Origin of the sequence: Kitasatospora sp. NPDC051705 (genome assembly GCF_044453265.1) — a bacterium.
Lineage (GTDB): Bacteria > Actinomycetota > Actinomycetes > Streptomycetales > Streptomycetaceae > Kitasatospora.
This window is the reverse complement of the sequence record NZ_JBITCO010000001.1, coordinates 269,473-292,436: the sequence shown is the minus strand read 5'-3', so window position 1 is coordinate 292,436 and position 22,964 is coordinate 269,473. Positions and strand designations below refer to the sequence as shown.

General features: G+C 74.4%; 21 protein-coding genes. 12 read left to right on the top strand and 9 right to left on the bottom strand.

Annotation, left to right across the window (positions count from 1 at the left end; genetic code table 11):
* The first annotated feature begins 87 nt into the window (after nt 1-87).
* The gene (locus tag ACIA8Q_RS01295) at nt 88-579 is read left to right on the top strand and encodes an FBP domain-containing protein (protein WP_360206207.1); all 492 of its coding nucleotides are present in this window, start codon (nt 88-90) and stop codon (nt 577-579) included.
* 265 nt (nt 580-844) lie between these two features.
* Here ACIA8Q_RS01295 and ACIA8Q_RS01290 read toward each other — a convergent pair whose 3' ends face one another.
* Nucleotides 845-1,660, bottom strand: coding sequence for an SAM-dependent methyltransferase (locus ACIA8Q_RS01290; protein WP_396316655.1), 816 nt, complete (start codon nt 1,658-1,660; stop codon nt 845-847).
* Nucleotides 1,661-1,961: 301 nt separating this feature from the next.
* Here ACIA8Q_RS01290 and ACIA8Q_RS01285 point away from each other — a divergent pair, with 301 nt between their 5' ends.
* The 3 genes from ACIA8Q_RS01285 (at nt 1,962) to ACIA8Q_RS01275 (ending at nt 3,517) form a co-directional block, all read left to right on the top strand.
* Entirely contained in the window at nt 1,962-2,309 is a 348-nt protein-coding gene (locus ACIA8Q_RS01285) for a PRC-barrel domain-containing protein (protein WP_396316654.1), read from the top strand.
* A 165-nt stretch (nt 2,310-2,474) separates the two neighbouring features.
* On the top strand, nt 2,475-2,741 hold the full coding sequence (locus ACIA8Q_RS01280; RefSeq protein ID WP_387900266.1) for a metal-sensitive transcriptional regulator: 267 nt from the start codon (nt 2,475-2,477) through the stop codon (nt 2,739-2,741).
* A 272-nt stretch (nt 2,742-3,013) separates the two neighbouring features.
* Nucleotides 3,014-3,517, top strand: a complete 504-nt coding sequence (locus ACIA8Q_RS01275; RefSeq protein ID WP_360206198.1) for an N-acetyltransferase — start codon at nt 3,014-3,016, stop codon at nt 3,515-3,517.
* A 62-nt stretch (nt 3,518-3,579) separates the two neighbouring features.
* Here the strand turns inward: ACIA8Q_RS01275 and ACIA8Q_RS01270 are convergent, their stop codons facing one another.
* Entirely contained in the window at nt 3,580-4,074 is a 495-nt protein-coding gene (locus ACIA8Q_RS01270; RefSeq protein ID WP_360206571.1) for an NUDIX domain-containing protein, read from the bottom strand.
* A 279-nt stretch (nt 4,075-4,353) separates the two neighbouring features.
* On the opposite strand from ACIA8Q_RS01270, the gene ACIA8Q_RS01265 reads away from it, so the two are divergent.
* The 3 genes from ACIA8Q_RS01265 to ACIA8Q_RS01255 all read left to right on the top strand — a co-directional run bounded on the left by ACIA8Q_RS01265 (nt 4,354) and on the right by ACIA8Q_RS01255 (nt 8,524).
* On the top strand, nt 4,354-5,820 hold the full coding sequence (locus ACIA8Q_RS01265; RefSeq protein WP_396316547.1) for an endonuclease/exonuclease/phosphatase family protein: 1,467 nt from the start codon (nt 4,354-4,356) through the stop codon (nt 5,818-5,820).
* Nucleotides 5,821-5,834: 14 nt separating this feature from the next.
* Nucleotides 5,835-7,820 (top strand): phosphocholine-specific phospholipase C, encoded by a 1,986-nt coding sequence (locus ACIA8Q_RS01260; protein WP_360206193.1) that lies wholly within the window; start codon nt 5,835-5,837, stop codon nt 7,818-7,820.
* A gap of 230 nt (nt 7,821-8,050) precedes the next feature.
* The gene (locus tag ACIA8Q_RS01255; protein ID WP_360206190.1) at nt 8,051-8,524 is read left to right on the top strand and encodes a VOC family protein; all 474 of its coding nucleotides are present in this window, start codon (nt 8,051-8,053) and stop codon (nt 8,522-8,524) included.
* 45 nt (nt 8,525-8,569) lie between these two features.
* Here ACIA8Q_RS01255 and ACIA8Q_RS01250 read toward each other — a convergent pair whose 3' ends face one another.
* From ACIA8Q_RS01250 to ACIA8Q_RS01240, 3 genes are all read right to left on the bottom strand, one after another.
* Nucleotides 8,570-9,868 (bottom strand): aromatic acid exporter family protein, encoded by a 1,299-nt coding sequence (locus ACIA8Q_RS01250; protein WP_387900271.1) that lies wholly within the window; start codon nt 9,866-9,868, stop codon nt 8,570-8,572.
* A 186-nt stretch (nt 9,869-10,054) separates the two neighbouring features.
* Nucleotides 10,055-10,783: a polyprenol monophosphomannose synthase gene (locus tag ACIA8Q_RS01245; RefSeq protein ID WP_360206184.1), complete on the bottom strand. Its 729-nt coding sequence runs from the start codon at nt 10,781-10,783 to the stop codon at nt 10,055-10,057.
* Between the two features lie 298 nt (nt 10,784-11,081).
* Entirely contained in the window at nt 11,082-12,635 is a 1,554-nt protein-coding gene (locus ACIA8Q_RS01240) for a N,N-dimethylformamidase beta subunit family domain-containing protein (protein WP_396316546.1), read from the bottom strand.
* 526 nt (nt 12,636-13,161) lie between these two features.
* Here ACIA8Q_RS01240 and ACIA8Q_RS01235 point away from each other — a divergent pair.
* A complete protein-coding gene (locus ACIA8Q_RS01235; RefSeq protein ID WP_387900274.1) occupies nt 13,162-15,042 on the top strand; it encodes an amino acid transporter in 1,881 nt (626 codons plus the stop codon).
* Between the two features lie 62 nt (nt 15,043-15,104).
* Here the strand turns inward: ACIA8Q_RS01235 and ACIA8Q_RS01230 are convergent, their stop codons facing one another.
* Nucleotides 15,105-15,374, bottom strand: coding sequence for a GlsB/YeaQ/YmgE family stress response membrane protein (locus ACIA8Q_RS01230; protein ID WP_387900275.1), 270 nt, complete (start codon nt 15,372-15,374; stop codon nt 15,105-15,107).
* A 276-nt stretch (nt 15,375-15,650) separates the two neighbouring features.
* On the opposite strand from ACIA8Q_RS01230, the gene ACIA8Q_RS01225 reads away from it, so the two are divergent.
* Nucleotides 15,651-16,016 carry a hypothetical protein gene (locus ACIA8Q_RS01225; protein WP_396316545.1) on the top strand — a complete coding sequence of 122 codons (366 nt, stop codon included), beginning with the start codon at nt 15,651-15,653 and terminating at the stop codon, nt 16,014-16,016.
* A gap of 64 nt (nt 16,017-16,080) precedes the next feature.
* Here ACIA8Q_RS01225 and ACIA8Q_RS01220 read toward each other — a convergent pair whose 3' ends face one another.
* The gene (locus tag ACIA8Q_RS01220; RefSeq protein ID WP_396316544.1) at nt 16,081-16,881 is read right to left on the bottom strand and encodes a HEAT repeat domain-containing protein; all 801 of its coding nucleotides are present in this window, start codon (nt 16,879-16,881) and stop codon (nt 16,081-16,083) included.
* Nucleotides 16,882-16,991: 110 nt separating this feature from the next.
* On the opposite strand from ACIA8Q_RS01220, the gene ACIA8Q_RS01215 reads away from it, so the two are divergent.
* Entirely contained in the window at nt 16,992-17,795 is an 804-nt protein-coding gene (locus ACIA8Q_RS01215; protein WP_387900279.1) for a class I SAM-dependent methyltransferase, read from the top strand.
* Between the two features lie 61 nt (nt 17,796-17,856).
* On the opposite strand, the gene ACIA8Q_RS01210 is transcribed toward ACIA8Q_RS01215, so the two are convergent.
* Nucleotides 17,857-18,684 carry a TetR/AcrR family transcriptional regulator gene (locus tag ACIA8Q_RS01210; protein ID WP_396316543.1) on the bottom strand — a complete coding sequence of 276 codons (828 nt, stop codon included), beginning with the start codon at nt 18,682-18,684 and terminating at the stop codon, nt 17,857-17,859.
* A gap of 131 nt (nt 18,685-18,815) precedes the next feature.
* Here ACIA8Q_RS01210 and ACIA8Q_RS01205 point away from each other — a divergent pair, with 131 nt between their 5' ends.
* Nucleotides 18,816-20,015, top strand: a complete 1,200-nt coding sequence (locus tag ACIA8Q_RS01205) for an FAD-dependent monooxygenase (protein ID WP_396316542.1) — start codon at nt 18,816-18,818, stop codon at nt 20,013-20,015.
* On the opposite strand, the gene ACIA8Q_RS01200 is transcribed toward ACIA8Q_RS01205, so the two are convergent.
* Nucleotides 19,999-21,942 carry a hypothetical protein gene (locus tag ACIA8Q_RS01200; protein WP_396316541.1) on the bottom strand — a complete coding sequence of 648 codons (1,944 nt, stop codon included), beginning with the start codon at nt 21,940-21,942 and terminating at the stop codon, nt 19,999-20,001. The two genes, ACIA8Q_RS01205 and ACIA8Q_RS01200, sit on opposite strands and share 17 nt — an antisense overlap.
* Before the next feature lie 382 nt (nt 21,943-22,324).
* Between ACIA8Q_RS01200 and ACIA8Q_RS01195 the strand changes: the two genes are divergently transcribed.
* Nucleotides 22,325-22,957, top strand: coding sequence for a CBS domain-containing protein (locus tag ACIA8Q_RS01195; protein WP_360206159.1), 633 nt, complete (start codon nt 22,325-22,327; stop codon nt 22,955-22,957).
* The last annotated feature ends 7 nt before the right edge of the window (nt 22,958-22,964 follow it).

The window sequence follows — 22,964 nt, the reverse complement described above, 5'->3', positions numbered from 1 at the left end:
ACTCACCCGCCTGCCCCCTCGCGGGCCTCGTGGGCGATGGGCGTTATGCATTTGCCTAATTGGTTTAGGTAAATTAGCCTGCCGATTATGAAGCAGCTGACCGAACCAGAGATCCGAGCCGCCTTCCTGAACTGCAGCAAGGGCGAGGCCAAGAGGCTGTTCGTCCCCCGGGACCTGGTCGAGCGGCCCTGGGGGGAGCTGGACTTCCTCGGTTGGCGGGATCCGCAGGCTCCCGATCGGGCCTATCTCGCCGCCGAGTCGGACGGGCGCGTCGTGGCCGTCGCGCTGCGCAGTCCCGGTGCCGCCGCGTGGCAGGGGCGGCGCAGCATGTGTTCGATCTGCGTGACCGTGCACACCGGTGGGGTGTCGTTGATGGTCGCCGCGAGGGCGGGCAAGGCGGGGAAGCAGGGCAATTCCGTGGGTGCCTACATCTGCAGCGACCTCGCCTGTTCGCTGTACGTCCGGGGCAAGAAGGACGCGGGCCCGGGGTCGGGTTTCCACGAGTCGCTCACCCTCGAGGAGCGGATTCAGCGGTCCGTTGTGAACCTCGCGGCGTTCGTCGCCAAGGTCGCGGCCTGACGGCGAGCGTCGACGACAGGTCCTGCACGGGAAGTCGATCCGGTCGACTTCCCGTGTGCGGCAAGGGGAGGGCCGGCGCTGAATCTGTAGACCGGTCTGCAGATTTTCTGCGGGGCCGGACCGGGAGGTGCGGATGCTGACCTTGCTGGGTGCGCAGGAAGTCGATGTGGTCGACTTCCTGCGCGGGTGGACGGGCACCGGTCAGCGCTGCTGCGCAAATCGGTAGACCGGTCGGTATATTTTCCCGAAGGCTGGTGCGAGCCGGTCAGGGCTTGCGGGCTACGGCGCCGTACATGCTGACGCGGTCGGCGTCGGGGGAGGGGGTGGTCTCGGGGCGCCAGAGGGGGACGGTGGTGACGCCCGGGGTGAGGACGTCGAGGCCGTCGAGGAAGGCGCGGACCTCGTCGCGGGTGCGGCCGACGAGGGGTGCGGTGGCCTTGTCGTAGACGCCGGTGACGCGGTCGCGGACCGCGGCGGGGATGAAGTCGGCCGTGCCGTGGGAGAGGATCAGGTGGCTGCCGGACGGCAGGGCGTCCAGGAGGGTGGTCACCACCTGGTAGGGCTTGTCCTCGTCGCGCAGGAAGTGCAGCACCGCGGCCAGGACGAGGCCGATCGGGCGGGAGAAGTCGAGGAGTTCCTCGCTCTCGACGGCGGCGAGTACCGCGGCCGGTTCGCGCAGGTCGGCCTGGAGGACGGTGGTGCCTCCCGAGCCCGTTCCGGACATCAGTGCGCGGGCGTGGCTGAGCACGATGGGGTCGTTGTCGACGTAGACGACGCGCACGGCCGGGTTGACGGCCTGGGCGATCTCGTGGGTGTTGCCGGCGGTGGGGATGCCGGTGCCGATGTCGAGGAACTGGTCGATGCCGAGGTCGGCGACGCAGCGTACGGCCCGGGTGAGGAAGCCCCGGTTGGCGCGCGCGGTGGAGCGGAACTCCGGGTTGGCCGCGAGGGCCTTCTCGGCCGCGGCGCGGTCGGCGGGGAAGTTGTCCTTCCCGCCGAGGTAGTAGTCGTACATCCGGGCCGGGTGCGGGATGTCGGGTCTCAGGTCGGCGGGGACTCCGGGTCGGCCGGGATCCCACATGCTCTCGTAGCCCACGGGCATGACCGTCGCCCCCATCTGTCGAAGATCTGACGATCTACTTGCAGCGTTCTTGGCGGACAGCTTAAAGCCCTGGTCAAGGCGGTGGAGGCGGATGGTCGGGTCGCCCCGGAATGCCCCTTCTATGCCTGTTTCGCCCGCAGGTGGGCCCCGCGCGACCCCTGTGCCTCGCCGCGCGCCGTCCGCCGTCCCGGCGCAGGATGGGAGGTCCCGGCACCGCAGCGCCGGAGCGCTGCGACACGAGGACGCCGGGAGACGGGAGGTCAGGGTCGTGGCGATCGACATGGCAGACATCCGGGAGTGGCGCGGCCACACGGTGGTCGACGAGAAGAGCCACCGCATCGGCTCGCTGGAGGCCGTCTACGTGGAGACGGCCTCCGACCAGCCCTTCTTCGCCACGGTCGCGATCGGCCTGGCGACCCGGCGCCGGCTGGTGTTCGTTCCCCTGGACGGCGCGGTGGTCGGGCCGAAGTACGTCCGCGTCCCGTTCTCGAAGGGCCAGGTCAAGCAGGCCCCGTCGATCGGCACCGACGACGTCCTGCCCGCCGAGGACGAGCCCGCCGTGTTCGCGCACTACGAGCTCCCTTACGCCACGGGTGCCGGCGGCGAACGGCGCCTCGCCCGCCGCTGAGCCCTGAGCCCTGAGCCCTGAGCCCTGAGCCCGACCCGGGCAGGTCGTCGCGCTGAGGTCGGGCCGGGGCCGCGCCGCCGGTCGGCCCACATCGCACCGCCGGGGAATCGATACCCCACGGGGTACACTTGTCAGTCGACAGTCGATGTGAAAGGCGGCCCGGACATGCAGGTGGACGAGGAGTCGGTCGGCGCGGTGCTGAACCGGCTGCGCCGCGCCCAGGGCCAGTTGGCCGGAGTCATCGCGATGATCGAGGCGGGGCGTGACTGCAAGGACGTCGTCACCCAGCTCGCCGCGGTCTCGCGCGCCCTCGACCGGGCCGGCTTCAAGATCGTGGCCAGCGGCATGCGCCAGTGCATGGCCACCGCCGACGACGACACCCCGCCGATGAGCGAGGCCGAGCTGGAGAAGCTGTTCCTCGCGCTTGCCTGACCTGCCCTTGCCTGACCTGACCCTGCCTCACCTTGCCCGCAATGACTCGGCCTGACCCTGCCCGCAATGACCTGGCCGGGCCCTGCCCGCAATGACTGGCCGGCTCCGAGCTCGGCCGAGCAGCCGTTGCCGTACCGATCATGGAGTCCGTCGGTCGAACGGGAGTCTCGACCGGGTGGTCGCGGGCCCTGCCCGGCATGGGGGCAGGGCCTGGCGGTAGGCGGGGAAAATCCAGGGGAGCGGGCGGCCGCGCGCTGATACGGTCGGGCGCCATGAGCTGGCTTCCCGATGACTTCGTCCACCCCGTCCTGGTACCGCTGCCGGGCGGTGGCCATCACCTGCGGCCGATCCGGGAGGCGGACGCCCCGCTCGACTATCCGGCCGTGATGGGTTCGCGCGAGCGGCTGTGGGCCATGTTCGGTCCGGCCTGGGGCTGGCCCGCGGCCACCATGACCTACGAGGCCGACCAGGCCGACCTGTTGCGGCACGAGAAGGAGATCGCCGCACACCAGTCCTTCAACTACGCGCTGTTCGACGCAGCGGAGACGGCTCTGCTCGGCTGCGTCTACATCGACCCGCCGGAGCGGGCCGGCGCGGACGGCGAGATCTCCTGGTGGGTGGTGGACGAGCTGGTGGGCAGCGAGGTCGAGCAGGCCTTCGACGCGCTGGTACCGCAGTGGATCGCCGCCGACTGGCCGTTCGAGCAGCCGCGCTTCCTCGGCCGCGGGATCTCCTGGTCGGACTGGCTCGCCCTGCCGGAGCATCCCGACGCGTAAGTGCTCGTCGCCCGTACCGGTCGGCCGTCCTGACCGATCGCCACCACCCCCGGCACAGCCGCCTACTCCGGGTCGGCGTCCTCGTCGAAGTCCCCCAGGTGCAGCGGTGTCCGGGCCGGCCCGCCGGCCGTCAGCACCTCGGCGAGGAGCGGGGCCAGCCGTTTGGGGCGCACCGTCTCCGAGGTGGTGGCGAGTTCCTGCACGGTCCACCAGTGGTGCCCGTGCGAGGCCTCCGCGGGGTCGACCCTGGTGGCCGCGGCCTCCGCGGCGCTGAGGCGGACGAGGCGGTACTCCTCGTGCTGGTCGAAGGCCCGGCCGTCGACGCTGAGGTGGGTCCGCCGCGTCCAGAGGAGGGGGCCGAGCCGCTCGGCGGGCAGGCTCAGCGCCGTCTCCTCGCGCAGTTCGCGCAGGGCGGCCTGCCGGTGGTCCTCGCCGTCCTCCACCCCGCCGCCGACGGTGAACCACCAGCGGGCGCCCGGTCTGCGGGGGTCCCGCGCGCAGAGCAGGAGGAGCCGGTCGCGCTCGTCGACCAGCAGGACGCGGGAGGTCCACCTCATCGGCACCACGAGGTCGACCCTACCGGCCCGCCGGCGGCCGCGCGGCGCCGGAACCAGCCAAGCCCACCCCACCCGGCGGCGCCTGCGCCCCGGAGTTCCCGAACCGCCCGATGTTCCGTCATGCGTCGTTCACGTCCCGGTCGCTGGCCTTCGGATGAATGAGGGCCGCCCGCAGTTGTACAGCCAACTGCGAGGCCTCCCTCCCAACCTCCGTGACCAGCCGCGCGCGGACCCGGCCGTCCCCCGGCGGACCGGCCCCGGGCGGCGGACAGGACAACCGTGGCCGCAGGCAGCGCCCTGACCCTCACCTCCTCCGCCAACCCCACCGAAGGCGACCGGCTCACCTTCCACTGGACCACCGACGCCCCCGACGCCAAGAACTGGGTCGGTGTCTACGACGGCACCCGCCAGCCCGGCACCGGCTCCTCCCTGCTGTGGAAGTACACCCCGGCCGCCTCCGGTGACGTCCAGCTGGACACCTCCGCGCTCACCGGCGGCCCGTACACCGCCTACCTGCTGGCGAAGGACGGCTACGGCGTGCTCGCCCGGACCGAGCCGTTCAGCTTCCGCCCGAAGCCGGCCGTCGTGCGCCCGCACGCCGCCGTGGACGCACTCACCGCCACCCCGGTCGCCCCCGGTGCCGCGCTGACCGTCAGGCTCGGCGGCCTCTGGTCCCGCCCGGCGGGCAACGCGGCCGGCACCGCCGCGTTCCGCAAGGTGAGCGGCCCGTCCTGGCTGAACGTCAGCACCGACGGCACGCTCACCGGCACCGCCCCCGCGGCCGGCGCGGCGGGTGCGGTAGGCAAGACCCCGGAGGTGGTGGTCGTCGCCGTCAAGGACAGCGCGGTCAAGGACGGCACGGGCGCCACCGACACCGTCACCGTGCTCGTCCCCGTCGCCGACCCGGCCGCGCCGCCGCGCCTCAAGGCCGCCAGCTGGAACCTGCACGACGCGGGCCGCGGTCACACCGACGCGCTGGAGAAGCAGCTGCGCGTCGTGCTCACCCAGGGCCTGGACGTGCTCGCCCTCCAGGAGACCGCCGGCGAGCGCGCGAAGACCCTCGCCGACGCGCTCGGCTGGTACGCCTACCAGAGCCCCGGCAGCGTCGGCATCCTCAGCCGTCACCCGCTCACCGACGTCACCCCGGTGACCGCGGACCTCCCCGCGGCCGCGGCCACCGTCCAGCTGCCGGGCGGGCGCACCGTCCGCTTCTGGGCCGCGCACCTGGACGAGGCCGGTTACGGCCCGTACGCGATCCAGGACGGGCGCAGCGCCGCCGACGTGACCGCCGCCGAGGCCGCCTCGCTCCGCGGCCGGCAGGCGACGGCGCTGGCCGCCGCGGTGCGCGCCGACGCGGCCCGGCACGTCCCGGTGGTGCTCGCCGGGGCCATGTCCTCGCCGTCCCACCTGGACTGGACGGCCGCCACCGCCGCCGCCCACAACGGGGTCGGCGCGCTCGACTGGCCGGTCAGCAAGGCGCTGCAGGGCGCGGGGCTGACCGACTCCTTCCGGGAGGAGCACCGCGACCCGGTGGCCTTCCCGGGTGCCACCTGGTCGCCCACCCGCAAGCAGCGCGGTGACCGGCCGGAGCCGCAGGACCGCACCGACCACGTCCACTACGCGGGCCCGCTGAAGCTGGTCGAGGCGCACACGCTGGTCGCCGACTGGCCGCAGCCCGAGCCGAACACCGCCGCCAACGAGTGGCCCTCCGACACCGCCGCCGCCGTCGCCACCTTCCAGCTCTGAGAGGCCAGTTCGTGATGTCCGAGCTCTCCCGCCGTACCTTCGTCGGCGCCACCGCGGCCGTCGGCGCGACCGCCCTGACCGGCCTGGCGGCCGCCCCCGCCGAGGCCGCTCCTGCTCCCGCCCCCTCCCCGGACCGGCTCACCGGCACCATCAAGGACGTCAAGCACGTCGTGGTGCTGATGCAGGAGAACCGCAGCTTCGACCACTACTTCGGCACGCTCTCCGGCGTGCGCGGCTTCGGCGACCGCCAGGCCCTGCGCTTCCCGGACGGCACCGACGTGTTCCGCCAGCCCGACGCCGGGCGCAGCGACGGCGGGGCGATGCTGCCGTACCGGATGGACACCTCCAGGTACAACGCGCAGAACGCGGGCGGTCTGGCGCACGACTGGGCGACGGGCCACCAGGCCATCAACAACGGCGCGATGAACAAGTGGATCGCGGCCAAGGGCGAGCGGACCATGGGGTACTTCACCCGGGACGACATCCCCTACCAGTACGCGCTGGCCGACGCCTTCACCCTCTGCGACGCCTACTTCACCTCGCTCGCCGGCCCGACCGACCCCAACCGCCTCTACCTGTGGACCGGTACGGCCGGGCCCGGCCGCGACGGCACCACCGGGCCCTGGATCGACAACACCCCGGTCACCGACAACCCCGTCGCCGACTGGACCACCTACGCCGAGCGCCTGGAGCAGGCCGGCGTCAGCTGGCGGGTCTACCACAACCCCAGCAAGGACGACCGCACCGGCGACTACGACGACAACGCGCTCTCCTACTTCAAACAGTTCCACGCGTTCCCGCCCACGGACCCGCGGTACGTCAACGCGATGACCAAGTTCGACCCGGCGGACTTCGACCGGCACTGCAAGGACGGCACCCTGCCGACGATCTCCTGGCTGGTCGCGCCCTACCTGTTCTCCGAGCACCCGGAGGCCGGCCCGGCGTACGGCGCGCACTGGGTCGACCAGGCCCTGCAGTCGCTGATGTCCAACCCGGACGTCTGGCGGCACACCGTGTTCCTCGTGATGTACGACGAGAACGACGGCTACTTCGACCACATGGTCCCGCCCACCCCGGAGCCGGGCACCCCCGAGGAGTTCACCCACGGGCGTGCGATCGGTCTGGGCAACCGCGTCCCGCTCTGGGTCGTCTCGCCGTGGTCGCGCGGTGGGTGGGTCGACTCCCAGGTCTTCGACCACACGTCCGTGCTGCGCTTCATGGAGCTGGTGACCGGGGTCGCCGAGCCGAACATCTCCGCCTGGCGCCGGGCCGTCTGCGGCGACCTGACCAGCTGCCTGGACTTCGCCGCGCCGGACCACTCGATCCCCGAGCTGCCGGACACCACCGCGCTGATGGCCAGGGCCGACGCCGGGACCAAGCTGCCCGGCGTCGTCCTGCCCGCGGTCGGCGCCCAGTCGATGCCGGTCCAGGAGCGCGGTGAGCGGCCGCACCGCGCGCTGCCGTACCAGCCGTGGGCCGACGTGGAGGTGGACCGGACGAGCGGCAAGGTCGTCTGCACCCTGAGCAACGACGGCTCGGTCGCCTTCCCCTACACCGTCTACCCCAACATCGTGTTCCCGTTCGCGGGCACCCCGTACACCGTCGCGCCCGGCGCCACCGCCACGTACACCTGGGACGCGGCCGCCACCAACGGGCGCTACGACTTCACCGTCCACGGCCCGGACGGCTTCGTGCGCCGGTTCGCCGGCACGGTGGTCCGTGACGGCCGGGACGGACAGAACGACGTCGCCGTACCGATCGTCACCGCGGACCTGCGCGGCCGTCGGCTCACCCTGCAGCTCGTCAACGACGGTCTGACGGACCTCGCCTTCACGGCCGAGCCCAACGACTTCGCGGGGACGGCGCGGACGGTGTGGGTGCGGCCCGGCAAGCAGGTCGACGTGGCCTGGCCGCTGGACGGGCAGGGCCGCTACGACGTGGTGGTCACCGCCCACAGCGGGCGGCGCTTCGCCCAGCGCTACGCGGGCTGGGTGCACTGACCGGTCGGGTCCACGGACCGGCCCCGGCGCGCGGGCCCGCCCCGCGCGCCGGGTGTCACCACCAGCCACCCGCCCCGGGGGCCGCGCACCCCGGGGACCGCACACCCTCCCGCCCCCGCGGCGCCTCGCCCGGGCGCTCCCGGCCGCTCCCGTGCGCGCGGGGCGCCGAACCGGTGACCCCCGGCCGTGGCTCGGCCACCCGGCCGCGGCCCGGGTCTACGGTCGGGCGCATGCAGAAGATCACCACCTTCCTCTGGTTCGACGACCAGGCCGAACAGGCCGCGACCTTCTACACCTCGCTCTTCCCCGACTCCCGGATCACCCAGGTCAACCGCTACGGCGAGGCCGGCCCCGGCGCCCCCGGCTCGGTGATGACCGTGGTCTTCGAGCTCGCCGGCCAGCAGTACGTGGCGCTCAACGGGGGCCCCGAGTTCCGCTTCACCGAGGCGATCTCGCTCCAGGTGGACTGCGAGGACCAGCAGGAGGTCGACGACCTCTGGTCCAGGCTCACCGCCGACGGCGGGCAGGAGGGCCCCTGCGGCTGGCTCAAGGACCGCTGGGGCCTGTCCTGGCAGATCGTGCCGCGGGTCCTCAACGAGCTGATCAGCGGGCTGGACCGGGCCGCGGCCGACCGGGTGATGGCGGTGATGCTGCAGATGCGCAAGATCGAGGTGCAGCCGCTGCTCGACGCGGCCCGGGGCTGACGGCGCGCGACCGAGGTCCCGGAAGACTCCGGGGGAGACGCAGCGTCAGCGCCCGGCCCCCACCGTCGGGCGCTCCCGGCCCCCCTGCTCCGGCCCGTCGCCCGAGCCGGCCGGCCGGCCCCGCCGCCGGGCCCGCCAGCGCTCGCCCCGCAGGAAGCGGCGCAGCCCGGCGAACCTGGAGAACCGCTCCCGGTTGGCCACCGAGGCCCGGTCCAGCTCCTCCATCAGCCGCCGGCCGCGGTGCTCCGGGTCCAGCTCGTCCAGGATCCGGTCCACCTCGGCCAGGATCGACCCGTGCAGCTGCCACGCCTCGGGGTGCTCCTGCACCCTGCGTAGCAGCACCTGGGCGACGTTCTCCCGGCAGCTCCAGGCCGCGGCCAGCTCGGCGGCCAGCCGCTGCTCCGCCTCCTCGGCGTTGCGGCTGACCTGCGTGGTCACCAGCACCGCGAAGCTCACCATGGCCCCGCCGACGTGCCCGAGCAGCTCCTCCAGTCCGACCGCCACGTCCGGGGGGAGCAGCCGTTCGCCGGGCGCCCGGCGTTTGGCCAGGTCCGTCAGCGAGCGGGCCAGCACCCGGATCACCACCACGCAGATCTCCAGGGTGTCCAGCCCGGTGCGCAGCACCAGCCGGGAGAGCAGCCCCTCGCTGATCCGCGGGTTGAGCCGCAGGCTGTCCTCGGCCTGGCGCAGCGCCGCGTCCACGTCGGCGATCGCCTGGTCGAGCCGCCGGGCCTCGTGCAGCCGCTCGGCGGCCCGGGCGACCGGGGTCGGGCGGCCCAGCTCCTCGGAGATGTCCAGCAGCAGGTGGCGGGCGCGCCGGGCGAGGTCCTCGATCGACTCGCCGGCGGTGTCCACCCACACCGGAGGGGCGAACAGCAGGTTGAACAGCAGGCCGACGGCGGCGCCGATGAGCGTCTCCAGCACCCGGTCCCAGGCCTGCGAGGCGAGTTTGGTGACGCCCAGGATCAGCATCGCGCTGATCGCGACCTCCTGGACGAACTCCTCGACCCGGACGAACCGGCCGACGACCAGCGAGGCGAGGATGATCAGCCCGAGGCTCCACCAGGAGAGCCCGACCACGGCGCTGAAGCCGATCGCGATCAGGACCCCGACCACCACCGAGTTGACCCGGCGGATGCTGGTCTTGAGCGTCGAGTAGACGGTGACCTGCACCACCAGCAGGGCGGTGAGCGGGGCCGTCAGCGGGGCGGGCTCACTGCTGAGCCTGGTCGCCACCGCGTAGGCGAGGGTGGCGGCCACCGTGGCCCGTACGGTCTGCACGACGAAGGGTTCTCGGGCGCCGCGGCGGACGAGGGCCGTCAGGGACTCCGGGAGAAGGGACATGTGGCCCTTCTTTCCCCACAGCCGCCGTCCACACCGCCGGGCGGCCCGACGGGCACCCGTATGCCCGTTCCGGAGCCGTCCGGCGCCCTACGGAGCCACCCCGCGGCGCGTCCCCGTGCTCCAGCCGGGCCGACGACTCGTCGGGGCCGACGGTTCGGCGGCCCAGCGGCCCAGCGGCCCGGCGGTTCAGCGGTTCAGCCGCAGCTTCCAGGGCGCCAGCGCGGACTCGACCTGTACCCCGATGCTCATCTTCGAGGCGCCCTCGATCCGCTCCTCGAAGCGGATCGGCACCTCGCGGATCGTCATGCCGCGCTGGACGACCCGGTAGTTCATCTCGACCTGGAACGAGTACCCGCTGCTCTGCACGCTCGGCAGGTCGATCGCCCGAAGGGTGGCGGCCCGCCAGGCCTTGAAGCCCGCGGTGGCGTCCCGGACGCCCAGGCCGAGGATGGTGTTGACGTACAGGTTGGCCCAGGCGGACAGGGCCTTGCGGTGCCAGGGCCACTCCGCGGCGGTGGAGCCGCCGGGGACGTAGCGGGAGCCGAGCACCACGGCGGTCTCGTCGGCGAGCAGGGCCTCCACCATGGCGGGTATCGCCGAGGCGGGGTGCGAGAGGTCGGCGTCCATCTGGACCACGACGTCCGCGCCCTCGTCCAGCGCCCGGGCCATGCCGGCCAGGTAGGCGCGGCCGAGGCCGTTCTTCTCGGTGCGGTGCAGCACGCCGACGGTGCCGCCGGAGTCCGCGGCGAGCTTGTCGGCCAGTTCGCCGGTGCCGTCCGGGGAGTTGTCGTCGACGACCAGCAGGTGCAGGTCGGGAACCGGGAGGTCCGCGAGGAGCCCCGCGAGGACCGGGAGGTTCTCCCGCTCGTTGTACGTGGGGACGACGACAACGACCTTCGGGGAGGCCTCGACCATGTTCTGTTTCCCTCGTGCCCTCGCCGGCCGGCACCCGTGCCGCACCGGTCGGTCTGTCTGGACGACCTGCGCTGGATTGGACCGTGTGAGTGTATCCGTGCCACGGGGCTCCCCCCGCCCCGGGCGTCCCGGCCGACCCGGCTGACGGCCCGTCGGAAGACCGTTCGACCTCGATGCGTGTCCATGCCAGGCTGCCGCTGCCGTCCGACCGACCGACATGGAGACCTCTTGTGAAGATCCGTCGCCCCCCGGCTCCTCGCCGCCGCCCCGGCCCCGGGAGCGACCACCTGACCGGGCCCTACGCCGGGCCGTAGACGGTGGCCAGGTCGTCGGTGGCCGGGTGGGTGCGGGCGGCGGGGCCGGCGGCGAAGGTGCGCAGGACGTTCTCGGTGACCTTGCGGACGAGGGCGCCGGCGCGGGCGTCGATGCCGTGGTCGGCGCCGGTGCCGCCGGGGCCGTGCGCGTCCAGGGCCTCGACCCAGCGCATCGTCCCGGTGGCGAACACCCCGGCGCCGCCGGGGAGGGTGTGGTAGGCGGTGTCGGCGTGCGAGGGCCGGCCCTCGCAGACCACCGGGGAGTGGGCGAGCACCTGGATCGGGCGCGGGGTGGGGAAGGCGGTGTCCACCCGGTCGTACTCGACGCCGACGAGGTGCGGGAAGGACGCCCCGGCGGCGACGCCGGTGCCCTCGAAGGCCCAGTGGTCCGCCGCGCGGACCACGTACGGGGCGTCCACCGGGTAGCCGTCGTAGAGGACGCCGAGCAGGGAGCTCTCGGGGTCGGCGCCGGGGTCGGCCCGGAAGTCGGTGGTGGCGGGTGCGCCGGCCAGGTGGCCCGGGTCCTGCGCCCAGGCGCCCTTGTAGCAGACCACCGTGCGGTCCGGGCCGAGCTCGGAGGGTTCGAGGCGGATCCGGCGGTAGCAGCAGTTGGCGCCGAGGACGGCCAGGTTGGTCCCGGCGTCGCGGGCCGCGGTGACGTGGGCGCGCTGCTCGGGGGACCAGTACTCGTCGTGGCCGAGGGACACGACGGTGCTCGCGCCGTGCAGCAGCCCGGGTTCGCGGGCGACGTCGATGCCGGTGGTGTAGGCGAGTGGCAGCCCGAGCCGCTCGGCGAGCGCCACCAGCGGGGCCTCGTAGACCAGGAACAGCCCGGCGCCGTGGTCGTAGTCGTACGGCCGGTCGAAGACGACCCGCAGCGAGCGGGTGGCGAGCCCGCCGGTGGGGCCGTTGTAGAGGCTGTGCCCGCCCCACTCGTTGTAGGCCTGCCAGGTGGCCGGGGCGCTCATCACCACCGTCCGGCCGGCGGTGGTGGCGGAGCGGACGGTGAGCGGGACGTAGCGCCGGCCGGTGCCGTCCTCGGCGTCCAGCCGCAGCAGGTAGGCGCCCTCGGGCCAGCCGGTGGTGTCCACGGCGAGGGTGCGCCGCCAGCCGGTGAGCACGGTGCGGGTGGCCGGGTCCACGTGCGGCGCCGGCTGTCTGCCGCCGGGGACGTGCTCGCGGCGCCAGACCAGGCGGGCGCGGGCGCCGCCGTACCAGCCGGCGCGGTAGGCGGAGACGGTGAAGGCGGTGGCCGGGGTGGAGACGTGCAGCCCGAACTGCTCGCCGGGCAGCACGCTGACGCGGTCGGCGAAGCCCTCGATGGCGTCGGCGGGGCCGGGGTCGGTGATCTCCCAGTCCGGGTCGCCGGGGAGGGACTGCTCGGTGCGCAGGCCGACGTGTTCGGCGGTGCCCGGGCCGCCCGCGTCGGGGGAGGGGTGCGGTGCGGGGGCGGGGTGGGGCGGTCCGGTGCCGCAGGAGGAGAGGGCCGCGGCCATCAGGCCCAGGCCCAGTACGCCGCGCCGGCTCGGTTCCGCCATCGTGGCCTCCCTGGTGTCCGATCGGGTCCGTCGCCGGGGTGCGACGGCTCGCTGCGCCGCCGCGCCGCGTCCGGACGCCGGACCGGGACGGCGGGCCGAGACGGTGGGTCACGACGGGTGGGTCACGACGCCGCGTCAGGGCGGGTGGGTACCGACGGCGGGTCAAGACGGTGGTCAAGACGGCGGGTCAACGCGCGCGGTCATCCTTACCCCTCGGGGGTGAGGTCTACGGGCCGCCGCGCCGGGTGGCCGTCCGCCGGCGGGGCGGCCCCGCCTCGCCGTGCACCGCGCCCGGGGCCGTCCGGGGGTACCCCGGCGTGTCCGGGCCCGCGGCCGCCCGGCCGTGGCGCCGTGTCACCTAGCCTGACCAGGCCCGCCGTCCGGCGGTCAGGGGGTCCGGCGCCGTGTGCCCGGCCGACCGTGGACAGGGGTGCGCGTGGTCTCGTCGGGTTCGGTCGGAGCTGGGTCGGCGCCCGTGAACCGCGGCTCGCGGTTCCGGGCGTGGTTGCTGGAAGGCCTGTCCGACATGGCCAAGCAGCACCCCGGTCCGCACGCGCAGGCCCCGCACGTGAAGGGCCAGCGCTGGTGGCGGGTGATGTGCCTGACCGGTCTGGACTACTTCTCCACGCTCGGCTACCAGCCCGGCATCGCCGCGCTCGCGGCCGGCCTGGTCTCGCCGATCGCGACCCTCGTGCTGGTGGTCGTCACCCTGCTCGGCGCCCTGCCGGTCTACCGCCGGGTGGCGCAGGAGAGTCCGCACGGCGAGGGCTCCATCGCGATGCTGGAGCGGCTGCTCTCGTTCTGGCAGGGCAAGCTCTTCGTCCTGACGCTGCTGGGCTTCGCGGGCACCGACTTCATGATCACCATCACCCTGTCGGCCGCCGACGCGACCGCGCACCTGGTGGAGAACCCGCACCTGCACACGGCGCTGGACGGCAAGCAGGTGCTGATCACGCTGATCCTGATCGCGCTGCTCGGCGGGGTCTTCCTGAAGGGTTTCGGCGAGGCGATCGGCCTGGCCGTCGTCCTGGTCGGGATCTACCTGGCGCTCAACGTCGTGGTGGTGGTCAACGGTCTCTGGCACGTGCTCAAGGCCCCGCACCTCTTCGCCGACTGGACGGACGCGCTCATCGCCGAGCACGGCAACGCGATCGCCGTGATCGGCGTCGCCCTGATCGTCTTCCCGAAGCTCGCGCTCGGCCTGTCCGGATTCGAGACCGGCGTCGCCGTGATGCCGCACATCGAGGGCGATCCGGAGGACACCGAGGAGAAGCCGACCGGCCGGATCCGTGGCGCCCGCAAGCTGCTCACCACCGCGGCCGTGATCATGAGCTGCTTCCTGATCACCACCAGCTTCATCACCACCCTGCTGATCCCCCCGGACGACTTCAAGACCGGGGGCCCGGCCAACGGTCGGGCGCTCGCCTACCTCGCGCACGAGAACCTGGGCAGCGCCTTCGGCAGCGTCTACGACCTGTCCACCATCGCCATCCTCTGGTTCGCCGGCGCCTCCGCGATGGCCGGACTGCTCAACCTGATGCCCCGCTACCTGCCCCGCTACGGCATGGCCCCGCACTGGGCCCGGGCCGTGCGCCCCACGGTGATCGTGCTGACCCTGATCGCCTTCCTGGTCACCTGGCTCTTCGACGCCAACGTCGACGCCCAGGGCGGCGCCTACGCCACCGGTGTCCTGGTGCTGATCAGCTCGGCCGCCATCGCCGTCACCATCGCCGCCCACAAGGCCGCCCAGCGCCGCTGGACGGCCGGCTTCGCGGTGATCGCCGCGGTCTTCCTCTACACCACCGCCGTGAACATCGCCGAGCGGCCGGACGGCGTCAAGATCGGCGCCTGCTTCATCGCCGGGATCATGCTGGTCTCCTTCCTGTCCCGGCTCAAGCGGGCCTTCGAACTGCGCGTCACCGACGTGGTGCTGGACGACGTGGCGGAGCGCTTCGTCCGCGACTACATGCACCGCCCGCTGCGGCTGATCGCCAACGAGCCGAACAGCAGGGACCTCGCCGAGTACCGGGACAAGATCCACCAGATCCGGCGCGACAACGACATCCCGGCCGAGGACGACCTGGTCTTCGTCGAGGTCACCGTGCTGGACCCGTCCGACTTCGAGGCCGAGCTCACGGTGCGCGGGGAGGTCCTGCACGAGCGCTACCGGGTGCTCTCGCTGGAGAGCTCCAGCGTGCCGAACGCGCTGGCCGCGCTGCTGCTGCGGGTGCGCGACCTCACCGGGCAGCAGCCGCACATCTACTTCGAGTGGACGGAGGGCAACCCCTTCGCCCAGTTCCTGCGGTTCCTCCTGTTCGGGCAGGGCGAGATCGCGCCCGTGACCCGGGAGGTGCTGCGGGAGGCCGAACCGGAGCGCGGGCGGCGTCCGGCGGTGCACGTCGGCTGACGGCGTCGCCACGGCCAGGTGTCCCGAGGGCCCGCGGCGGGGCGGCCGGTGCGGCCCGGTGGTCAGCGCCTCGGGTGGGACCGGCTCCAGGCCGGTGCGACGAAGGCCACCAGGGCGACGGCGAAGCCGAGTTGGAGTAGGTGGCGGATCCAGTCGATGCCCGAGGTGTGGCGCACGCCGATCCAGCCGGAGACGGCGTTGCCGAGCCAGGCTCCGGCCGCGCCGAGCAGCATGGTCAGCCACCAGGGGATCGACTGCGGGCCGCGCAGCAGCAGCTTGGCGAGCAGGCCCAGCACGAAGCCGATCATCAGGATCCACAGGAGCTGGAACATCGCGGTCCACCTTCCGGGCGCGGCCGGAGGGGCACCGGTGCGCCGCATCGCCGAAGACACGGTTCGTCCCATGATCGCCCGGTTCCGCCCGCTGGGCATGTCGGCGCGAAGACCCGCAGGTCAGCGAGGTGTGCCACGGTAAACATCATGTGGCGGTGACGTGTGGGGAGCGAAAACGCGCCGATGAGCGGGCCGGAAACCCACTGTCCGTCAGGGGCGGGCGCCGATAGGAATGTGCCTGGCGCGGACCCGCCGCGTCACCGAGAGGAGCCCCCCGTGAGTCGACTCCGCGCTGCCGTCATGACCCTCGGCTGTACCGCCGCCGCCCTCACCCTGACCATGGGCACCGCACAGGCCGCGCCCGGCGACACCACCACCATGTGCGGATCCTCGCTGACCCCCAGCGGCTACGTGGACGTCCAGTGGTGGAACAGCGGCGGCTGCGGCTCCGGCTTCAACCCGAACACCAAGAAGATCATGCAGCTCACCGGCTACCCCGTCGGCACCGTCGTCAACGCCTGCGGCTCCACCTGGCCGCCGGCCGGCTGGACCATCGTCAGCAGCTTCTACAGCGCCGGCTGCAAGTACTCCGCGGTGCCGAGCCTGAACGACAACTCCTGGCAGCTCAAGCGCGTCTCCTGACGCCCGTCGGGAGGCGGCGGGCTCCCGCCGGCCCGACCGCTGCAGGCCCGGACACCCGTAGGTCTCAGCGGTCCAGCACCGCCTCGACGGCCTCGCGGACGTCCGGATGCGGGTCCCCGGCGAGGCCGGCCAGCAGCGCCGCGACCCCGGGGGTGGACCAGCCGCCGACGGCCCACACCAGCTCGGTGCGCACCCCCGGGTCCGGATGGGCGGCGAGCCGGGCGAGCCGGTCCACCGGCCCGCGGCGGCGCATCCCGAACCAGTGCAGGGCGGCCCGCAGTTCGGCGGCGTTCCCCGGCTCGCCGGCGGCGTCCAGCCGTGCCAGCAGCACCGGCACGGGCGGCGGCGGGCCGTCCAGCGGGTGCGGAAGGCGCTCGCGCAGCCGGCGGCCGCCGTACTCGCCGCGGATCCGGCAGCCGTAGCAGGTGCAGGGCCGGGTGCCGTGGGCGTCCGGCCGGTAGCGCCAGCCGGCGACCTGGGGCACCGGGCGGATCCGGTGCACCTCGCGGGGGCCCGCCGCCCGCGGCACGAACACCTCCCAGCCGCGCGGATCGGCCAGTGCGCCGATCCGGCGCACCGCCTCGGCGGCCGGCAGCCGCTGCTGGGCGGCCTGCGCGCGGTCCCGGTAGTGCCCGGCCAGTACCGGCTGCGCGTCGTCCAGCCGGAGGTGCACGGCGACCAGCGGGCCCCGGGCGCCGAACCGGGCCAGCTCGCGCAGCCACTGGTGGGTCAGCGGGTAGGACGGCAGCACGGGGAAGCAGTACAGCCCGCGTGCGCCGCCCTGCCCGCGGCTGTCGGCCCGGATCCCGGCGCGGCGGATCCGCGGCGCGTTCGCCGCGGCGGTCAGGTGCACGAACATCGCCATGGAGGGGGACGTTAGGGCCTCGTCCGGGCGGGGCGCGAGGGGATTTCCCGGTGCCGCCCCGTACGGCCACGGCCCGGGCCGTGGCCGTGGCCGTCTGCCAGAATCGCCGCATGGCTGAGCATCGTGGCGAGGACGGCTACCTGCTGGACAACCGGCAGTCGGAGGCCGGCGCCCGCTTCGGCGCCCTCGCCGAGCTGTTCGACCCGGTGACCTTCCGGCACGTCGACCGGCTCGGGATCGGCCCCGGCATGCGCTGCTGGGAGGTCGGTGCCGGCGGCCCCTCCGTCCCGCTCGGACTCGCCGAGCGCGTCGGCCCCACCGGTGAGGTCGTCGCGACCGACATCGACGTGTCCTGGACCGCCGGTGCGGCCGGCGGCGTGATCCGGGTGCTGGCCCACGACGTGGCGGCCGACCCGCCGCCGCCCGGCGGCTTCGACCTGGTGCACGCCCGGCTGGTGCTGGTCCACGTCGCCGACCGTGCGGAGGCCCTGCGCCGGATGGTCGGGGCACTGCGCCCCGGTGGCCGGCTGCTGCTGGAGGACGCCGACCCCGCCCTGCAGCCGCTGCTGTGCCCGGACGAGTCGGGCCCCGAGCAGCGGCTCGCCAACCGTCTGCGGGCCGGCTTCCGGACCCTGATGGCGGCCCGCGGTGCGGACCTCTCCTACGGCCGGACGCTGCCGCGGGTGCTGCGCGAGGCGGGCCTGGTCGACGTCCGGGCCGACGCGTACTTCCCGATCACCTCGCCGGCCTGCGCCGTGCTGGAGGACGCGACCGTGCGGCAGATCCGGCACCACCTGACCGGGCAGGGGCTGGCCACCGACGAGGAGATCGACCGCCACCTCGCGAACGTCGCCGCCGGCCGGCTGGACCTGGCCACCGCCCCGATGGTCTCCGCCTGGGGCCGCCGCCCGTAGGGCGTGTCCGGCGTCGCGCGCTCGGCACGATCCGCCGGGCCGTCCCTGAGGGCGCGTCCGGCTACGCGGCGCCCGTCCGGCGGCTGATCAGGGCGGCGAGGCCGTCCAGGATCCGTTCGAGGCCGAAGTCCAGGGCCTGGTCACGGCCGCCGGGCTCGGCCATGGCGGCGGCGACGGCGGGGTAGCGGTCGGCGTGCCGGTGCACCACCGTGCCCAGGGCGGCGAGCAGGTCGGCCTCGGGGGAGCCGTCCGGGCCGGCGGCGCGGGACTGTTCGGCGATGCTGCGGACGTGCCCGGCGAGCAGCACGGCGGCGTCCATGCGCTCGGGGCCGGTCAGTCCGTAACCGTCGAGGGCGGCCACCACCCGTTCCAGCCAGGCGAGTTCCCTCGGGCCGATGACCCGGGGGCCGACGGTGGCGTCCAGCAGCCAGGGGTGGCGGTCGAACGATTCGGCCAACATCCGGGCCCAGGAGGTGAGTTGATCCCGCCAGCCGAGCTCGGGCCCGGCGGTCGGCGGGTCGCCGGCGGCGGACTCGACCATCAGGGCGACGAGTTCGGCCTTGCCCGGCACGTACCGGTACAACGACATCTTGGTGAAGTCCAGCAGCCCGGCGACCTTCTGCATGGAGACGGCGCCCAGGCCCTCCGCGTCGGCGATCTCGACGCCCGCCGCGGCGATCCGCTCCAGGCTGAGGGCCGGCTTCGGGCCCCGGGTCGGCTTGGGGGCGGGGCCCCAGAGCAGTCGCACCACGGCGTTCGCCGGGTCGTCCGGCCCGACCGCGCCCTTCGGAGCGACCGTGCCCTTCGGGCCGGTGGTGTCCGCCGCGCCGGTCGCGTCCGCCGGGCCTGCGGGGTTGGCCGGCCCTGCGGGGTTCGCCGCCTCGCTCACGTTCCGCTCCTGTTCCTGTGGTCGCCCCCGGTCCGGGGGTTGCCCTCGGCTTGAACTGTGTCTACCGTACACAGCAAGCAAACAGTGTCCGGTGGACACAGTTCATCGTCCCTATCGAACGGAGCACTCCCATGAGCACCAAGGTCCTGATCTCGGGCGCGAGCATCGCCGGCCCCGCCCTGGCGCACTGGCTGGGCCGCTACGGATTCGAGGTCACCGTCGTCGAGATCGCCCCCGCGCTGCGCGGCGGCGGCCAGAACGTCGACTTCCGCGGCCGGACCCACCTGACCGTGCTGGAGCGGATGGGCGTCCTCGACGAACTGCGCGCACTCGACACCGGAGGCTCCCCGATGACCTTCCTCGGCCCCGACGGGCGACGAATCCTGCACCTGCCGGCCGAGTTCGCGGGCGGCGAACTGGAGATCCCGCGCGGCGAGCTCGCCCAGCTGCTCCACCGGCACAGCCGGAACCGCGCCGAGTACGTCTTCGGCGACACGATCACGGCCCTGGAGGAGACCCCTCGCGGGGTGCGGGTCGCCTTCCGGCACGGCGCGCCGCGGGAGTTCGACCTGGTGATCGGTGCCGACGGGCTGCACTCCACCGTCCGCCGGCTCGCCTTCGGCCCCGAGCAGCGCTTCGTCCGCCACCTCGGCTACTACGCGGCGACCTGGCAGCTGCCCAACGACCTCGGCCTGCCGCCCGGCTCCCTCGGCCTCAACGTCCCCGGCCGGCTGGCCGCGCTCGGCGGCGACCACCGCGACCCGACCAGGGCGGGCGCCTTCTGCCTCTTCGCCTCGCCCGAGCTGAGCTACCACCGGCACGACCAGGACCAGCAGAAGGCCCTGGTCCACCGGGCCTTCGCGGGCCTCGGCTGGGAGGCGCCCCGCCTGCTGGACAGCCTGCGGGACACCCCCGAGCTGTACTTCGACTCGATCAGCCGCGCCGACGTCCCCAGCTGGTCCACCGGCCGGATCGCGCTGCTCGGCGACGCCGCCTGCGGAGCCACCATCGGTGGCATGGGCACCGGTACCGCCGTGGTGGCCGCGTACGTGCTGGCCGGCGAACTGGCCCGCTCCGGCGGCGACCACCGCACCGCCTTCGGCCGGTACGAGGCGCTGCTGCGCGACTACGCCCGGGGCTGCCAGAAGGGCGGTGACCGCACCGGCCCGTTCCTGGCGCCGCGCACCGCCGCCGGCCTGCGGGTGCGCAACGGCCTGCTGAACCGGCGCTGGATCCTGGACCGGATGCTGCAGCTGGGTCAGGAGGTGTCCAGCGTCGAGCTGCCCGACTACGGGCGCGAGCCGTCCGTCCGGGTCAGTGCTGCGGGCTGATCCGGGTGCCGCCGTCCAGCACCCCCTCCACCTGGACGTTCGCCCGGACCGGGCGCTCCACGGCCAGGGTGTGGTCCGGAGCGGGCCGGTCGGCGGACCAGTCCGGGCCCTTGACGGCGAGCCGGGCGACCCGCCGGCTGCCCGCCGCCAGCAGGAACTCGCTGCCCTGCGGGGAACGCCACCAGGCCCAGCCCACGGTGTCCTGCTCGAACCGGCTGCACGCCCGGCCCGGGCCGCCGCCGGTGCGCTGCGGCCCCCGGGCGGCGGGCAGCAGAACGGCGGTGGCGGCGCTGCCCTCGCCGGTCCAGCGGTCGGCGCGCAGGCAGACCCAGGACGCCGAGCCCGCGTTCTGCGGCAGCGGCTGCACCGCGAAGGCCCACAGGTTGAGCTGCTTGACGCCGGGAGTGCCGTCCGGAGCCGCGCAGCCCGCCCGGGCCCAGGCCTGCAGCGCGTCCGGGCCGGTGGCCTCGCGCGGCTCGCGCGCCGGCTGGTTGCGGTCCGGGGGCGGCGTGTAGCTGAGGTGGGCGGGGACGAGCCCGCCGAGGTCGGCCAGCAGGAAGGCGTGCTTCTCCGCGATGACGGGGGAGGAGTGCAGTTGGAGCACGGTGGCGCCCCGGCAGTCCGTCAGCACGCCGCCCGGCGCCGCCGGGGTGAGGCCGTCGGGGTGCTCCAACGGGCGGGCGGGGGTGTCGGGCTGGTCGATCCGGCGGGTCTCGGCGGCCTCCACCCAGGGGGCCAGCAGGTAGCGCACGGAGGTGCCCTGGCGGCGCAGCACCACCGCGCCGGCCGTCGTGACGTCCGAGTCGTCGGCCCGGGCGAGGTCGAGGCCGCCGCCGCGTCCGTCGGTGTAGCGGGCCAGCCGCTGCCCGTCGTACAGCAGGACGACGGCGGCGCCGTCCACCGTCCCGGCGTAGAGCAGCCGTGGCGCGGTGACCGGCGGCGCGGTGTCCGCGCCCGGTTCGGCGCGGGTCTGCGGGCCGGGACGCTCCCAGGCGGTCAGCGCGCGGCCGAGCAGCGCGGCGTCCTCGCGGCGGTCGCCGCGGGCCGGCCAGGCGGTGAAGTCGACCCGGGCGGTGTGCTGCCACAGGTCCGCGGGCACCCGGACCAGGTGCGCCGGATCGGCCGTGGCGCTGGCGGGCGGGGCGGGCGCCGGCCGGGTGGTGGAGGCGGCGGGGCCGGTGCCGGTGAGCACGGCGGCCGTGGTGGTGAGGCCGAGCGCGCCGACCAGCAGCACGGCGGTCAGCGCCCGGCGGCGGCGCAGCAGGTCGGTGGGCTGGACCCGGACGGCGCACGGGTCGAACGCGGACGGGTCGAACGCGGACGGGTCGAAGCTCCTCGTGTCGAACGCGGACGGGTCGAAGGCGCCCGGCTCCGGGGCGGACGGGTCCGGCTCCGCCTCCGAGCCGACGCCGGCCGCCGCGTGGAGGGCCTGCTCGGGCTGCTCGACCCCGGCGTGCCGCAGGACTTCCGCGGCCTCCGCGCCGGTCAGCCCCTCCACGGCGCGCAGCGCGAACGCGGCCCGGGCGGGTGCGTCGAGCGCCGCGAGCGCGTGGTCCAGTGCGGCGTCCTGTTCGCCGCCGTGCGGGGTGAACAGCCGCAGGCCCCAGACCCGGGGTGCCAGCAGCCGGCGGGCGGGACGGGGGCGCAGTGCGTCGCGCAGCACCCGCAGCCGCAGTGCGGCGTAGACCGGGTCCTCGTCGGCCGGCGCCGGGTCGACCGGGCGGGTCCAGCGGGACGGCAGGGCGCGCTGGACGGCCGTGTGGGCGGCGAGGACGCGGCTGTGCCGGTCGCGGTCCGCGGGCAGCGCGAGGTACGCGAGCCGGACCAGCCTGCGGTAGTGGCGCACCAGGGCGGCCTCGGCCCGGGCCACCGGGCGCGCGGCGGTACCCCGGGCGGGCGCCGCCGAGTCCACCGTCCGTTCTGCCAACGGGCCCTCCCCGGAGTCGTCGGTGCTGTCGTGGTGGACGGTCCAACGAGTCGATCATGTGATGGTTGCGCCGTCCGGGGTCGCCGGCCGCCCGCGGGCCCGCTGCTGCGGCGGCGGGGGCGAGGGGGTGCGGGGTCGGGGGCGAGGGGGTGCGGGGTCGGGGGTGCGGCCGCGCCCGGGTGTCGCCGGGAACGTGCGAGCGGATGTCGGAGGGGTGTTCGGCGGGCGGGGGCCTTGGTCCCTCCCGTTCAGCCCCTTGGCCCCTGGCGGTCCGCGCGGCCGGGAGCGATGCTGCCGGTACGGCCGGGACGATCCGTGCCCGGGCGGAGTAGCGTCGTGGACGAGGTGAACCGGCGTGCGGCATGCCACCGTCGAATCAGTGATGACCAGCCCCGTGGTCCGGGTCGCGCCCGAGACCGGCTTCCGGGAGATCGTGGCGCTGTTGACCGACTACGACATCACCGGGGTGCCGGTGGTGGACGCCGAGGGGCGGCCGCTCGGCGTGGTGTCCGAGGCGGACCTGCTGCGCACCCTGGCCGCGCAGGAGGATCCGGGCGCCCTGCTGCCGGCCCCGGAGGCGGCGCCGCCTCCGGGGCCGGGCGGGGCCGTCACCGCCGCGGACCTGATGACCGGGCAGCCGGTCTGCACCACCCCCGGCACCAGCGTGGTGGCGGCGGCCCGGCTGATGAGCCGGCACGGGCTGAAGCGGCTGCCGGTGCTGGACGAGGAGGGGCGGGTGATCGGCATGGTGAGCCGCGGGGACCTGCTGCGGGTGTTCCTGCGCGAGGACCGGGTGATCCGGCGGGAGATCGTGGAGGAGGTGCTCGGCCGGGTCGAGGGGGTGAGCCCGGCGGAGGTAGGCGTCGAGGTCGACCAGGGGCGGGTGGTGCTCAGCGGGACGGTGCCGGAGCAGCACCTGGTGCCGATCGTGCTCAACCTGTGCCGCTCGGTGGACGGCGTGGTGTCGGTCACCGACCGGCTGGAGGCCGGGGGAGCGGCCGCACCGGTGGGCTGATCCGCCG